11 protein-coding genes are annotated in these 12,216 nt (G+C 39.9%); 10 read left to right on the forward strand and 1 reads right to left on the reverse strand.

Annotated elements, in window-relative coordinates; genetic code table 11:
* The first annotated feature begins 34 nt into the window (after positions 1-34).
* The 9 genes from murD to lpxC all read left to right on the forward strand — a co-directional run bounded on the left by murD (position 35) and on the right by lpxC (position 10,712).
* Positions 35-1,453, forward strand: a complete 1,419-nt coding sequence (gene murD, locus H4J39_RS10390) for a UDP-N-acetylmuramoyl-L-alanine--D-glutamate ligase (RefSeq protein ID WP_220462175.1) — start codon at positions 35-37, stop codon at positions 1,451-1,453.
* Positions 1,453-2,748: a cell division protein FtsW gene (gene ftsW, locus H4J39_RS10395; RefSeq protein ID WP_182228006.1), complete on the forward strand. Its 1,296-nt coding sequence runs from the start codon at positions 1,453-1,455 to the stop codon at positions 2,746-2,748. Before murD ends, ftsW begins: the two co-directional genes overlap by 1 nt.
* On the forward strand, positions 2,735-3,844 hold the full coding sequence (gene murG / locus H4J39_RS10400; protein WP_182228008.1) for an undecaprenyldiphospho-muramoylpentapeptide beta-N-acetylglucosaminyltransferase: 1,110 nt from the start codon (positions 2,735-2,737) through the stop codon (positions 3,842-3,844). The genes ftsW and murG overlap by 14 nt, the downstream gene beginning before the upstream one ends.
* 8 nt (positions 3,845-3,852) lie before the next feature.
* The gene (murC, locus tag H4J39_RS10405; RefSeq protein WP_182228010.1) at positions 3,853-5,313 is read left to right on the forward strand and encodes a UDP-N-acetylmuramate--L-alanine ligase; all 1,461 of its coding nucleotides are present in this window, start codon (positions 3,853-3,855) and stop codon (positions 5,311-5,313) included.
* Complete coding sequence (locus tag H4J39_RS10410; RefSeq protein WP_182228012.1) at positions 5,310-6,251, forward strand: D-alanine--D-alanine ligase; 942 nt, start codon at positions 5,310-5,312, stop codon at positions 6,249-6,251. The genes murC and H4J39_RS10410 overlap by 4 nt, the downstream gene beginning before the upstream one ends.
* Positions 6,251-7,042, forward strand: a complete 792-nt coding sequence (locus H4J39_RS10415; protein WP_259368807.1) for a cell division protein FtsQ/DivIB — start codon at positions 6,251-6,253, stop codon at positions 7,040-7,042. Before H4J39_RS10410 ends, H4J39_RS10415 begins: the two co-directional genes overlap by 1 nt.
* A gap of 5 nt (positions 7,043-7,047) precedes the next feature.
* Positions 7,048-8,283 carry a cell division protein FtsA gene (ftsA, locus tag H4J39_RS10420; RefSeq protein ID WP_182228014.1) on the forward strand — a complete coding sequence of 412 codons (1,236 nt, stop codon included), beginning with the start codon at positions 7,048-7,050 and terminating at the stop codon, positions 8,281-8,283.
* Positions 8,284-8,412: 129 nt separating this feature from the next.
* Entirely contained in the window at positions 8,413-9,570 is a 1,158-nt protein-coding gene (ftsZ, locus tag H4J39_RS10425; protein WP_182228016.1) for a cell division protein FtsZ, read from the forward strand.
* Between the two features lie 224 nt (positions 9,571-9,794).
* Positions 9,795-10,712 (forward strand): UDP-3-O-acyl-N-acetylglucosamine deacetylase, encoded by a 918-nt coding sequence (gene lpxC / locus H4J39_RS10430; RefSeq protein ID WP_182177107.1) that lies wholly within the window; start codon positions 9,795-9,797, stop codon positions 10,710-10,712.
* Between the two features lie 92 nt (positions 10,713-10,804).
* On the opposite strand, the gene H4J39_RS10435 is transcribed toward lpxC, so the two are convergent.
* Positions 10,805-11,278, reverse strand: coding sequence for a DUF721 domain-containing protein (locus H4J39_RS10435; protein ID WP_182228018.1), 474 nt, complete (start codon positions 11,276-11,278; stop codon positions 10,805-10,807).
* 79 nt (positions 11,279-11,357) lie between these two features.
* Between H4J39_RS10435 and H4J39_RS10440 the strand changes: the two genes are divergently transcribed.
* Positions 11,358-12,209, forward strand: a complete 852-nt coding sequence (locus H4J39_RS10440; RefSeq protein ID WP_259368808.1) for a M23 family metallopeptidase — start codon at positions 11,358-11,360, stop codon at positions 12,207-12,209.
* Positions 12,210-12,216: the final 7 nt, after the last annotated feature.

Consider the following 12,216-nt stretch of genomic DNA (forward strand, 5'->3'; position numbering starts at 1 on the left):
ATTAAGCGAAAAAATACAGGTATAAAAGTATAAAATGACACAAAAAACCTCACAAGCTCCGCTAGCAATCGCGCAGTTAACAGCCAAAAAAATTGTTGTCCTCGGTGCAGGATTAACAGGGTTGTCTTGTGTGCGTTATTTAATAGAAAATGGCCTAACATGCTCGGTAAATGACAGTCGTAAAAACGCGTTAAATGTTGATGTTTTTAAACAAGATTTTCCATCAATACCATTAATTTTAGGTCGGTGGGATAAAGCGCTTATCGCTTCAGCCGATATTCTATTGGTTAGCCCAGGTATTGATACCCATATTGCCGATATCGCTGGTGCAATAAATGAAAAGACCATTGTCGCGGGTGACGTTGAGCTTTATTGTCAAAACAATAATACGCCCATTCTCGCGGTAACGGGGTCTAATGGTAAATCTACTGTCGTTTCCTTATTAGCTTTTGTAGGACAAAAACTGTGTAAAAAAGTTGAATTAGGTGGAAACATTGGCGTTCCTGTTCTTGATCAATCAAAAAAAATACTCGACTGCTTAGTTTTAGAACTCTCTAGTTTTCAATTAGAAACGTTACGCAGTATGCAAGCGATTGCAGGAGCGGTATTAAATATCAGTGATGATCATCTAGATCGTCATAAAACAATAGAAAATTATAAAGCAATAAAACAGGGCATATACCCGCAGTGTCAAACAGCTGTTATTAATCGTGACGATGTAAGCACTCATGTTACGGGGAACGTACAAAATGTTATTTCATTTGGAAGTGGGCCCGCAACGCAAGGTCACTTTGGACTTGATGTAATTGATGGGCAAACACAATGTATGTTTGGCTCAACAGCGCTTATTGGTGTGGATAAGCTGCCAATAGCAGGTTTACACAATGCATTGAACTGTTTGGCTGTATTAGCTTTGGGACACTGTGCAGGTTGGTCTATAAACGAAATGGTAAAACATCTTGTTGAATTTAAAAGCTTAGAACATCGCTGTCAGCTTGTTTCAAATTATAAAAATGTACAATGGATTAACGATTCTAAAGCAACCAATGTGGGTGCAACACTTGCGGCAATAGAAGGCTTAGCTGCAATGATGCCCGCAACGAATAACTTATATGTTATTGCTGGTGGCGAAGGCAAAGGTGCTGATTTTTCCTCTTTACAAACGGTTATAGCGAAATATGTAGAACACGTTTTTACCTTAGGTAAAGACGGTAATGAGATTGCTTTGTTAGCAAAGCAAGCTCAAACGAAAAATACTCAAGTCATCAGTATTGAAGAAGCGGTGAATACGTTACGCGATATCGTTAAATCTGGCGATATCGTGTTACTTTCCCCGGCTTGTGCCAGCATTGATATGTTTAAAAACTTTGCTGAGCGCGGTGATGTTTTTGTTAACGCCGTTAATAATATTGCCTCACAGAACAAAACTCAATTACTGGGAGAGGTGAACTAATGGCTACATCCGTTTTATCGCGTCTCGATAATATAAAATTACCACAATGGTTATCAATAGAGCAAAGTCAGAGTAGCGCGACGTTTGATCGCAGCTACTTATTACTCGCGATCAGTATGTATATGATTGGCTTAATCATGGTAGCAAGTTCATCAATGCCGGTTGCAGAAAGATTATTTAACGACCCATTCCACTTTGTAGAACGTCATTTTATCTATATATGTATAAGCCTTATGGTCGCTTTTATTACCATGAGTATACCGATGAGCCTTTGGCAAAAACACAGTGGGCATTTGTTGCTCGTGGGGATTTTGCTTTTAATGGTGGTCTTAGTCATTGGTCGAACCGTTAATGGGTCAACACGCTGGATTGTTGTTGGGCCGATCACCCTGCAAGCGGCAGAGCCGGCAAAATTGTTTTTCTTTTGCTATTTATCTGCTTACTTAGTACGCCGCCGCGATGAAGTTATGGAAAATGTGAAAGGGTTCGCTAAACCACTGATTGTCTTTGGTGTACTCGGCGCATTGTTATTAATGCAACCCGATTTAGGCACCATTATTGTGATGTTTGTGACTACTTTTGGCTTACTATTTTTAGCGGGCGCTAAACTTTGGCAATTTGCTTGTGTATCTGGCGTTGGCATTAGTTTATTATCCGCGCTCGCTTATTTTTCTCCTTATCGTTGGGCGCGTGTTACTGGCTTTTTAGACCCGTGGGAAGACCCTTTTGGAAGTGGTTATCAATTAACACAGTCATTAATGGCGTATGGCCGTGGCGAAATATTTGGACAAGGTTTAGGCAATAGTATTCAAAAGTTAGAGTATTTACCTGAAGCACATACTGATTTTGTGATGGCGGTTGTAGCAGAAGAGTTTGGTTTTGTTGGTATAAGCGTGATCTTATTATTGAGCATGTTTTTAGTGATTAAAGCACTATTACTTGGCAGAATTGCGCTTCAAAAAGAAAAATATTTTGAAGGTTTTTTTGCTTACGCTATTGGTATTTGGATTAGCTTTCAAGCAGCGGTTAATGTCGGGGCTAGTGTCGGCGCAGTACCCACGAAAGGTTTAACCATGCCGTTGTTAAGTTACGGTGGTAGCTCGATGATAATCATGACCATGGCGGTGTTTATCTTAATGAGAATTGATCATGAGATCCGCTTGCAAAGTATTCAGGCAACCACTAAGAAAAAATTAAAAAAAAGCAAAATAAAGAAAAATAACTTGATCAATAAAGCAGCAGAAAAACCCAAAACAGAACATGATAAGGAGGGTGAACAATATGACTGGATTTGAAGAAAAAACTAGCAAGAAATCACCTACTTTATTAGTGATGGCTGGTGGTACGGGTGGACATATTTTTCCCGGTATAGCCGTTGCAGAAATGCTAAAAGCACAAGGCTGGACGATACATTGGCTTGGTACTGAAAAGCGTATGGAAGCAACCATTGTTCCGCAACACGGCTTCGACATTTCTTTTATTAATATTGCGGGTATTCGTAATAAAAGTTTATTTGAGCGCGTTAAAATACCGTTTAAATTATTACAGTCGGTTTTACAGTCAATTAGGCTCTTACGTAAGATAAAGCCTGATGTTGTATTAGGTATGGGCGGTTATGCAAGTGGACCAGGCGGTTTTGCTGCATGGTTAATGCGTATTCCTTTAGTGCTACATGAACAAAATGCGGTTGCTGGCATGACAAACCGCTACTTAGCGAAGATCGCAACAAAAGTGTTAAGCGCATTCCCTAATGCTTTTGCAAGTAATGTTGATTTTCAAGTGGTTGGTAACCCATTACGTAAAGAAATAACAGCTTTAACGCCGGTTGTACCCACAAACCCTAGCAGTAGTAAAAAAGTGCTAGTGGTGGGGGGTAGCCTTGGCGCTAAAATCTTAAACGATACAGTGCCGCAGGCATTAAAGCAGATCCAGCTACAAAATATTGATGTTTGGCATCAAACAGGTCGTGATAATCAAACGGCTGTACTTGAAAGTTATAAAAAATTTGGCTTGTCAGCAGACAAAGTAAAAGTAACAGAATTTATTGAAGATATGGCTGCTGCTTATCAGTGGGCTGACGTCGTTGTTTGTCGTTCGGGTGCCTTAACGGTTTCAGAATTAGCGATGGCGGCTAAACCCGCGATATTTGTGCCACTTCCACACGCTGTTGATGACCATCAAACAAAAAATGCGATGTATTTAGTCTCTCGTGGTGCTGCAAAATTATTACCACAAAAAGAATTTAACGGAACAGCTTTAGCGCAAATGCTTAACAGCCTCTTTGTTTCTGACAGTGTCGTGCGATCTATGGTGAAAGCTGCACACGACGCTGCTCACGCTGATGCAACACATTGTGTTGCGAATACTTGCGCGGAGTTAGTTCACAAATGAGTAATGTAATGAAAAACAAAATTGCCAATAACACAGCACCGATTAAAACGCCTGAAATGCGACGAGTAAAGTGTATTCACTTTGTCGGCATAGGCGGAGCAGGTATGGGAGGTATTGCTGAAGTATTGTTAAATGAAGGTTATCAAATTACCGGTTCTGATATTGGTGAAAACCAAGTAGTTACCCGTCTAATAGCCTTAGGTGCGAAGATTACTATAGGCCATGGCGAAGATAATATTATTGGCGCTAGCGTCATTGTTGTTTCAACCGCAATTAACGCTAACAATCCAGAGTTGTTGAACGCACAAAAATTACGTATTCCAGTGGTACGCCGTGCTGAAATGTTAGCCGAATTGATGCGTTTTCGACATGGTGTTGCCATTGCGGGTACTCATGGAAAAACAACAACAACAAGTTTGATCGCGAGTATTTTTGCTGAAGGTGATTTAGATCCAACATTTGTGATTGGCGGCTTATTGAACAGTGCTGGCACCAATGCACGTTTAGGCACCAGTCGCTACTTAATTGCTGAAGCTGATGAAAGTGACGCGTCATTTTTACATCTTCAACCGATGGTTTCCGTGATCACCAATATTGATGAAGATCACATGGAAACTTACCAAGGTGATTTTGAAAAGCTTAAAGATACTTATATTGAATTTTTACATAACCTGCCATTTTACGGTTTAGCGGTTGTTTGTATTGATAACCCAGTCGTGCGTGAATTATTACCGCGAATGAGTCGTCAAGTGATCACTTATGGCTTTAGTGAAGATGCCGATGTGCGCGCGAAAAACTTTCAACAAAATGGTGGAGTTAGTTATTTTACCGTGCAACGTGAAGGCTTTGCTGATGTAGATATGTCTGTAAACTTACCCGGTGAGCATAATGTGCTCAATGCCTTGGCGAGTATTGCCGTAGCGACCGATGAAGGCGTAGCAGACGAAGCTATTGTGAGTGCTTTAGAAAAATTTGCGGGTATCGGTAGACGTTTCGAACAGCTTGCTAATTTAGCAACCGATAAAGGCGAAATGGTTTTAGTTGATGATTATGGACATCACCCTCGAGAAGTCAAAGCAACCATTAAAGCGATGAGGAACGGCTGGCCTGAAAAGCGTTTAGTGATGGTTTTTGAGCCGCATCGTTATTCTCGTACTCGTGATTTGTATGAAGATTTTGTTGAAGTGTTATCTGAAGTTGACTGCTTATTTTTACTTGATGTTTACGCCGCTGGTGAAACACCTATCATCAGTGCTGACAGCAAAAGTTTAGCTCGAAGTATTCGCCAACGTGGTCAAATTGAGCCTATTTATGTCAGCGATGCTGAAAAGTTAGCAGAGTTATTGCACGCGCAACTGCAAGATGGCGATATGGTGATCACACAAGGGGCTGGAACTATTGGCGTCATTGCACGAAAAATCATTAAAAATCCGTTATTAAATGTTGACTTAAAAGGGACTGAAAAGTGAAAGCACTTAAAGACCAACGATTAGCTGTTTTATATGGCGGAGATTCAGCAGAACGAGACGTTTCACTTAATTCTGGAAAAGCCATTGCAGGTGGCTTACGACAAGCAGGTTTTGACGTTGAGCTTATTGACACAAAAGGTTTTTGTTTAACTGATTTAACAACGCGTAATATTGATCGTGTGTTTATCGCCTTACATGGTCGAGGTGGCGAAGATGGGTGCGTGCAGGGTGCTTTGCAGTATATGGGTATTCCATATACCGGTTCTGATGTTTTAGGATCGGCATTATCGATGGACAAAATTCGTAGTAAGCAAATTTTTCAAGCTCATGGTTTACCTACCGCCGCTTTTGCTATTGTGGAAAAAAATGATTATCAAGAAACTCAAGCGCACAATATTCTTGATGCACTCGGTGGTATGGTGATGGTTAAGCCGGCGAACGAAGGCTCGAGTATTGGTATGGCTAAAGCGCAAACCGCTAATGAGTTACACCAAGCACTAACGGCAGCTTTTGAATACGATGAACAAATTTTAGTAGAAGCATGGATCAATGGCCCGGAATATACCGTGGCTATTTTAGGTGAAGAGGCTCTACCAGCTATTCATATGGAAACACCCCGTGAATTCTATGATTATGAAGCAAAATATCAATCAACCACAACGCAATATCATTGCCCCGCGGGTTTAAGTGAGGAAGATGAGCACTCACTGCAAGCTTTAGCGCTTAAAGCATTTAAAGCAACGGGAGCAAAAGGTTGGGGTCGTGTCGATGTTATGCGAAATAATAAAAATCAATGGCAGTTACTTGAAGTAAATACGGTACCAGGCATGACAGAAACATCACTTGTGCCTAAATCAGCAAAAGTACATGGTTTAAGTTTTAGTGAACTGGTAACAAAAATAGTTGAAATAAGTACAGGACCACTGGTCAATAAATAATGACAAAAAATAGCCATAATCAAACGTCATTGGCAGCATCAATGGCAGAGCAGCAAGAAAAATTACATTGGTCATTTTGGCTAGGTGTAACATTTTTTGTGCTTGTGATCGTCGCTATTATTTCATTCAGTTGGTTTTTAAATAATAAGATGTCATCTGAAGAATCAACTCCGGTGACCTCTATTGTTATCGGTGGCGAGATGCCATTCACTATTAGACAAGATATAGAAAACGCTATTGAAAGCGTCAATTTAGGTAACTTTTTTAACGTTGATGTTAACGATGTACAACAAAAAGTGGCTGAACTACCTTGGGTGTACTCAGTTTCTGTACGTAAAAAATGGCCTAATGAGCTGAAAATTTATGTTGTTGATCAAACGCCGATTGCTTTGTGGAATGAAGATTTTCTGATCAATGAATACGGTAAAGCATTTCAAGCAGATACATCACGATTACTGTCTGCGTTACCTGCATTTTTTGGCCCAGAAGGTAGTGAAAATCTTGCATTAGATAACTTTGTTAATTTAAGTAAGTTACTGAAATTTAGTGACTTATCAATTGATGAACTGCTACTTACTGAGCGTCACTCTTGGCAGTTAACGCTTAATAACGGCATAACGCTCAATTTAGGCCGAGAAAACAAGATTGAGCGGGTACAACGTTTTATGGATATTTATCCACAAATAATAAAAACAAAAAAAGAAAATCAGCAAGTAGATTATGTTGATTTACGTTATGACACTGGACTCGCTGTTGGTTGGAAAACCGCAGAGAAAAAACAAAGAGCTTAACTTTAATGTCAAAAGTAAACGAAAGAAACCTAGTAGTAGGATTAGATATAGGAACGTCGAAAATATCTGTTGCTGTGGGTGAAATAACACCAGACAATCAATTAAGCATCGTAGGTGTTGGGAATCAGCCTGCTCGTGGTATGGATAAAGGTGGTGTTAATGATTTGAATTTAGTTATTCAATCAATTCAACGTGCCATCAACGAAGCAGAATTAATGGCTGACTGCCAAATTAGTTCGGTATATTTAGGCATTTCAGGTAAGCATATCAGTTGTCAAAATGAAAACGGTATGGTGCCAATTAACGACAAAGAAGTTATTCAAGAAGATGTTGATAACGTAATACATACCGCACGTTCTGTGCCTATTTCAGCTGAACGACGCATGTTGCATGTGCTACCACAAGAATTCAGCATTGACTGTCAAGATGGGATAAAAAGTCCTATCGGCATGTCAGGTGTGCGTATGGAGGCAAAAGTTCATATTGTGACTTGCGCAAACGATATGGCAAAAAATATTGTTAAATGTGTCGAGCGCTGTGAAGTAAAAGCTGACCAACTGATTTTTTCAGCGTTAGCCTCTAGTTATGCTGTATTAACGGATGATGAAAAAGAGCTCGGTATTTGTGTGGTTGATATGGGCGCAGGCACGATGGACATCGCGGTATTTGCTGGCGGTGCTTTAAGACATACCGCGGTTATTCCTGTGGCGGGTAATCAGGTCACCAGTGATATTGCCAAAATATTTAGAACGCCATTAAGCCACGCAGAAGAAATTAAGGTGCAGTACGCTTGTGCGCTTCGCCAAATGGTGAGTATGGAAGAGAACATCGAAGTGCCAAGTGTTGGCGGTCGTCCTGCTCGTTCAATGTCTCGTCATACGTTAGCAGAAGTTGTAGAGCCTCGTTATCAAGAGCTTTTTGAACTCATTCAAGAAGAATTACGTGAAGCAGGATTAGAAGATCAAATAGCGGCGGGTTATGTATTAACAGGTGGAACAGCCAAAATGGAAGGTGTTGTTGAATTCGCTGAGGAAGTGTTTCAAATGCCGGTACGTGTTGCTAAACCTAAAGGTATGAGTGGTTTAAAAGAATACGTTGATGATTCAACTTATTCAACGGTTGTCGGTTTATTGCATTACGGTATGCAAGCAAATGAACAACAAAGTACAGAGGCTAATAAAAGTGAAGGTATTGCTAGCATTACCTCACGAATTTTAGCCTGGTTTAAAGGTGAGTTTTAAACGCTTACCAAGGTAACTATTAGAAGAATGGTTAAAGATACTTTTATAGCAGTCTTATGGCTAAGTAAAAGTTAATAAGTAAATCGCGTTTTGGTGGAACAAAACATAATAAAAATCGGAGAGTATTAAATGTTTGAATTAATGGAAGATCATAACGAAGAAGCAGTAATTAAAGTCATTGGTGTTGGTGGTGGTGGCGGTAACGCAGTTGAACACATGGTTTGCCAAACCATTGAAGGTGTTGAATTTATTACTGCAAATACAGATTCACAAGCTTTACGTAATTCAGCAGCCCATGTTACTTTGCAGCTTGGCGCTGACGTCACTAAAGGCTTAGGTGCTGGTGCCAATCCTGAAATTGGTCGTCGAAGTGCTGAAGAAGACAGAGAAACGATCAGAGAAACCTTACAAGGTGCTGATATGGTATTTATTGCCGCGGGTATGGGCGGTGGTACAGGAACGGGCGCTGCTCCAGTTGTTGCTGAAATAGCAAAAGAAATGGGTATATTAACAGTGGCGGTTGTCACTAAGCCGTTCCCATTCGAAGGTAAAAAGCGAATGAATTATGCGGATCAAGGTATTGAGTTATTGTCAAAAAGTGTTGACTCGTTAATTACCATTCCCAATGAAAAGCTATTAAAAGTCTTAGGCCCGGGCACGTCATTACTTGACGCTTTTAAAGCTGCTAACAACGTATTATTAGGCGCTGTACAGGGTATTGCTGAGCTTATTACACGTCCAGGTTTAATCAACGTCGATTTTGCCGATGTACGCACTGTTATGTCAGAAATGGGTACTGCAATGATGGGCTCAGGTACAGCATCAGGTGAAGACCGAGCTGAAGAAGCTGCAGAAGCTGCCATTTCTAGTCCGTTACTTGAAGATGTAGACTTATCCGGTGCCCGTGGTATTTTGGTTAACATTACTGCTGGCATGGACATCAGTATTGACGAATTTGAAACAGTGGGTAATGCAGTAAAAGCTTTTGCATCAGAAAATGCAACCGTTGTTGTCGGTGCGGTTATTGATCCTGAAATGAGTAATGAACTGCGAGTAACTGTAGTTGCTACCGGTATTGGGGCAGATCGCAAGCCAGATATAACGTTAGTAAATCCTGCACCTTCAATGGCACCTATTGCTGTTGGACAAGAGTATATTGCTAGCCCACAGGCAGAAGTAAATGCAGCACCCATAACCATGCAAGATAGTAATGCACAAGTACAAACTGCAGCTGATATCGAAAACTATTTAGATATTCCTGCATTTTTACGCAAGCAAGCGGATTAATATAAAGGCTTATTTGTGCAATGAGCGAATAAAAGTAGTGATCATCAGGTCTACTCTTATTCCATTGACTTGTTATCAGAACATTACTGGTTGAACAGTTATGTGTGAAATAAAATAAAGCTAAAAGCTGATATTTTGATTTTGTTATGTTTTTCTGCTATATTGTGCGCCCGTCAAAAGTGGACGGTGCATTTCAAGGTTAGTAAAAGCTTAATAAGGCATTTATGATTAAACAACGTACATTAAAAGACAGTGTAACCGCCGTTGGTGTTGGTTTGCACAAAGGTGAAAAGGTGCAGTTGACTCTCCGTCCTGCGCCAGCAAATACCGGTATTGTTTTTCGCCGCATAGATTTAGATCCGATTGTTGAAATTTCAGCAACGCCTGAAGCTGTGGGCGAGACAACTTTATGTACGTGCTTAGTCAATGAGCAAGGTGTCAAGATTTCCACCGTCGAGCACTTGTTATCGGCTGCCGCAGGTTTAGGGATTGACAATTTGATTGTTGAGATTGATTCTCCTGAGATCCCAATTATGGACGGTAGTGCATTACCGTTCGTATATTTAATACAGTCGGTAGGCATCAAAACATTAGCAGTAGCAAAACGTTTTATTCGCATAAAAAAAACAGTCCGTGTTGAAGAAGGTGACAAATGGGCAGAGTTAAAACCTCATCATGGTTTTAAGATTAACTTTGCTATTGAATTTGAGCACCCAGTTATTTCCAAAACCTGTCAGACCATGAGCATGGATTTATCAAGTTGTTCATTTATTAAAGAAATTAGCCGAGCACGAACTTTTGGCTTTATGAGTGATATCGAGTTACTTCGCTCGCACAATTTAGCGTTAGGTGGCAGTTTAGAAAATGCTATTGTACTTGACGAATATCGCATGCTTAATAAAGATGAGCTGCGCTATGATGATGAATTTGTTAAACACAAAATACTTGACGCCATTGGCGACTTATATATGTGTGGTCATAGCATTTTAGGTGAGTTAAACGCCTTTAAATCTGGGCATGGCTTAAATAATTTGTTGTTAAGAGAAGTCTTTAAACAAAAAGAAAGTTGGGAATGGGTGACTTATGAAGACGAAACACCGTCTCCTATTCAATATCAAGAAGTGACAGCTGCCGCTTTTTAATTAATATTTCTTACGATGAATACAAAAAAACCAGTCGAATGACTGGTTTTTTATTTAATAATAAGTGGTCTTGATACGACTAGAGCGAAAAATTATTGTATTGAATTTTTTTCAGCGTGCTTTGCTAATTTTTCTAGTTTTTTCTTTAGACTCTCAGGGGCATTTTTGGCAATCGCAAGTAATTGATTCGCGGTATTTTGAGAGATATGTAAAGGCTCTGCAGGTTTTTCTTCAGATTGATATACAACCTTATTACGGTAAGGTGATACTTTAATTTCAATTTGATTATAAGCATTGTCAGTGGCAACAGCGAGTTCTCGACAAATATTCATTCGCTCAAACTGTAATCGTTGGCTCCAAACGGCAGAAGTGACTTCAATCACTAAAAAATTTTGCTTAAAATTGGCAATATGCCAGACATCTGCTGGCAGGTCAGGGCATGTTTGGCGTACAATGTCAGACAAGATAGTTAAAGAGTTGGTTTTTGCCGCTATTTGTGCCAAAGTGCCTTTCGATGATTGAAAGAGCTCTGACATATCTGAAGGTTTTCTTGTTTTCCGTGCCATTAACCACTCTACTTTGGAATAGTATTTAAGAAATATGAGTTTAACACTACTATATCGTGGAAAGAACGTTAGATTTTCAATGACACTGAATAAGTTGCATTGGTTATCTGCGATGGCTGTTTTTGCACTAATTTCAGGTTTTGTGATTCATTTACTTTTTTCTGCTGATGAAGTACCTCAAACGGTACCTTTTGCGCTGAATTCACCCGCTAAAATAAACCCAAATCAGTTAAGTGAACCGCAACTAACAGCATTAACCATGAAACTTGCTGAACTTCAAAGCCAAGTATTACGATTAAATGCACTAGGTGATCGTCTAGCGAGTGAAGCGTCAATCCCCGAAAATGAATTTAATTTTCAACAATTACCACCCTCTGGTGGTCCAATGTTACAAACCCAAACTAGTCATAAAAAAACATTGGCAGAGATGCTGATTGAAATATCAGTATTAGAAGAAAGTTTACAACATGAAGAAAATCAACTAACCACGCTTGAATCTGTGACTTTGGGTCACCATATAGAAAATACGAGTTATTTGTCTGGTCGACCAATAAAAGGTGGTTGGCTTTCTTCATATTATGGCGTGCGCAAAGACCCTTTTAGTGGCAAAGCAGCAGTTCATAAGGGCTTAGACTTCGCAGGTAAAGAAGGTGCGGCTATAATAACGACCGGTTCGGGGGTTGTTACATGGGCAAGTGATCGTTACGGATACGGGAAGCTTATCGAGATTAATCATGGTAAAGGGTTAAAAACTCGTTATGGTCATAACAAAGAATTATTAGTTAAAGTAGGAGAAGTGGTAAGCAAAGGACAAATTATTGCACGTATGGGTAGTACGGGGCGCTCGACAGGACCTCATATCCATTACGAAATTTTACGCAATAATGCACAAATAGATCCAATAAAGTTCGTGTATAGAAAAGCAAAATAAAAACAAT

The organism is Colwellia sp. Bg11-12 (assembly GCF_014076955.1).
Taxonomy (GTDB): Bacteria; Pseudomonadota; Gammaproteobacteria; order Enterobacterales; family Alteromonadaceae; genus Colwellia_A.

Bases quoted from the DNA above. Each gene is read 5' to 3' on its own strand.
- H4J39_RS10435 (WP_182228018.1), bottom strand. From the start codon at position 11,278: ATGGCACGGAAAACAAGAAAACCTTCAGATATGTCAGAGCTCTTTCAA.
- ftsA (WP_182228014.1), top strand. From the start codon at position 7,048: ATGTCAAAAGTAAACGAAAGAAACCTAGTAGTAGGATTAGATATAGGA.
- murD (WP_220462175.1), top strand. From the start codon at position 35: ATGACACAAAAAACCTCACAAGCTCCGCTAGCAATCGCGCAGTTAACA.
- H4J39_RS10415 (WP_259368807.1), top strand. From the start codon at position 6,251: ATGACAAAAAATAGCCATAATCAAACGTCATTGGCAGCATCAATGGCA.
- lpxC (WP_182177107.1), top strand. From the start codon at position 9,795: ATGATTAAACAACGTACATTAAAAGACAGTGTAACCGCCGTTGGTGTT.
- ftsW (WP_182228006.1), top strand. From the start codon at position 1,453: ATGGCTACATCCGTTTTATCGCGTCTCGATAATATAAAATTACCACAA.
- H4J39_RS10440 (WP_259368808.1), top strand. From the start codon at position 11,358: ATGACACTGAATAAGTTGCATTGGTTATCTGCGATGGCTGTTTTTGCA.
- ftsZ (WP_182228016.1), top strand. From the start codon at position 8,413: ATGTTTGAATTAATGGAAGATCATAACGAAGAAGCAGTAATTAAAGTC.
- murG (WP_182228008.1), top strand. From the start codon at position 2,735: ATGACTGGATTTGAAGAAAAAACTAGCAAGAAATCACCTACTTTATTA.
- murC (WP_182228010.1), top strand. From the start codon at position 3,853: ATGAAAAACAAAATTGCCAATAACACAGCACCGATTAAAACGCCTGAA.